We start from the raw sequence: 1,952 nt of genomic DNA on the forward strand, positions 1-1,952 counted from the left end.
CCACCACCCGCTTGGGGGTGCCCACCACACAGGTGGTGCCTAGGGCATGCTGAACCAATCGCCCTGCGCAGGGCTGGGCCTGAGCCAGAGCCAGCGAGGCCAAAACCATCCAAACCAATCCGAAAACTCGTTTCATACGCTTCCTCTCTAACCCTCGGTTTCAGGCGCCGAGTCGCCGGTGAGTTCAAAGACGGGATCGCCCACCAAACTGAGGGCAACCCCCTGCGTCTGGGTGGGCTCGAGCGCCCCCCAGAGGGCGTAGCGGCTGCGCAGGATGAGGCCCTGCAACCCTTCCTGCTCTGCCCCTTGCAGATAGAGAAAGTGCTTGCCAATGGCAAAGACCGCCCGGCGGCGCCCTTCGTATGCCTCGAAGGCAAGGGGCGGCCCCAGCAGGCGGCGGTGCTGGGCCAGCGCCGCGGGATAGGCCGGGCTACCCACGACCAGGGCGTGCAGGCCGGTCACTCCGTTGGGATGCTGGGTTTGCTCGGGTGCAGGCAGGGGAGTGGGAGGCTCGAGCCACAGCGGCAGTGGTGGCGGGCACAAGACCATTTGAGGTAAGAGCCTCGTCCCTACCACCTTGTAGGGAATGTCCCGTTGCTCGAGCTGCGCCAGGAACTGCATAGGGGAGGCAGTAGGGCTCAGGACATAGTCCAGAAGACCTGTCCTTCCCTCATAGAAGCGCCGACGCCGCTTTAGTAGCTCGCCCCCTTCGCCAAGACCGCAAGCCTGGTTCAGCGGAAGATGAGCCAGGGAAAATAGTTCCAGCACCACGCCATCGGCCAGGAAAATCTGGGCCCGGTCCTGCCTGCGCCGAACTACCCAGAAGCCCAGGTGGGCGTAGGCCTCAGCTGCCCGCTCGATGTCGGGAAAGCCCAGCCATACCCTCGATACCATAGTTAGGCATGTTTCCTTTCTGTCCCCGCATCAGAGTTAACTTATCCGACCGATTTACTTGAGATTTGCCCAAAATAAATCTGGGGCTAGGGTTCATTCACCTCAACAAACCCCGCCTGCTCGAAAATAGCCCGATACAAAGCCTGTGCCGCCCGGCCCAGCCGAGGCCCTCCCACGGCGCTCAGACCATCGGCCACAGCAACAACCCTACGGGCTTGGCCCGCTCGAGTCTGTCCTACCCCAGGTAGTTGCAAAAACCCCTCCAGTCCACCAACAGAGGCCAGACCGCTTTGCAGCACGACCACAACGTCGGGGTTAATCTGCCCTAACAGCTCTGGGCTGCTGGGGCGACACTCATCCCAGGTAGCGGCGTTTCTCGCCCCCACAAGCTCTATCAGCCCGGCAGTGTTGGACGAGCGCCCACAGATAAAGACCATACTTGGGCCACGCATATACATAAAAACAGCCCTCAGCACAGTGCTCGAGGGTTTAAGCTGGGCCAGATCACGCTCGAGGGCTGCCACCAAGGCCTCACCCCGCTCTACCTGCCCTACCAGTTTTGCCAACAAACGAATCCGGGCCTTGGTCGGTTCTATCCCTGGTTCGGCGGGAATCTGCACGTATGGAACCCCTCGAGCCTTCAGTTGGGCCGCCAGATCATCGGGCTTGAGCCCTACCTTGCCCACCACCACAGTGGGATTTTGGGCCAGGATGTTATCCACAACGTAGGGGAAGGCCATCAGGCCCACCACCGGCAACTTCTGGGCCTCAGAGGGGTACACCGAGCTGCCATCGCGGGCGACCAGCTTGGGGCCTCCCCCTAAAGCAAAGAGAATCTCTGTGCTGGTCACATCCAGGCTCACAATGCGCTCGGTAGAGGCAACCGCCACCTCCTGACCGGTTGCGTCCATCAGCCGCAAGGTCTGGGCCTGCGCCAAGAGCAGGGCTGTCCACAGCAAAGCCACTAGATGTCGCATACAAACGTCCTCCTCAATCCTCTTCCCAGCGCACCAGGCTCTCCAGGCTGGGGTATTTGCGCGGGGCCAGGGCCCGCTTGG

General features: G+C 61.7%; 2 protein-coding genes. Both read right to left on the reverse strand.

From position 1 onward, the window contains the following. Positions 1-147: 147 nt before the first annotated feature. A complete protein-coding gene (locus NZN28_RS14355; RefSeq protein ID WP_295399310.1) occupies positions 148-894 on the reverse strand; it encodes a glyoxalase/bleomycin resistance/dioxygenase family protein in 747 nt (248 codons plus the stop codon). Between the two features lie 86 nt (positions 895-980). Continuing rightward, complete coding sequence (locus NZN28_RS14360; protein ID WP_295399312.1) at positions 981-1,871, reverse strand: hemin ABC transporter substrate-binding protein; 891 nt, start codon at positions 1,869-1,871, stop codon at positions 981-983. Positions 1,872-1,952: the final 81 nt, after the last annotated feature.

It is taken from the genome of Meiothermus sp. (assembly GCF_025056915.1).
Lineage (GTDB): Bacteria > Deinococcota > Deinococci > Deinococcales > Thermaceae > Meiothermus.

Coding starts and splice junctions, on each gene's coding strand:
- NZN28_RS14355 (WP_295399310.1), bottom strand. CDS start 894: ATGGTATCGAGGGTATGGCTGGGCTTTCCCGACATCGAGCGGGCAGCT.
- NZN28_RS14360 (WP_295399312.1), bottom strand. CDS start 1,871: ATGCGACATCTAGTGGCTTTGCTGTGGACAGCCCTGCTCTTGGCGCAG.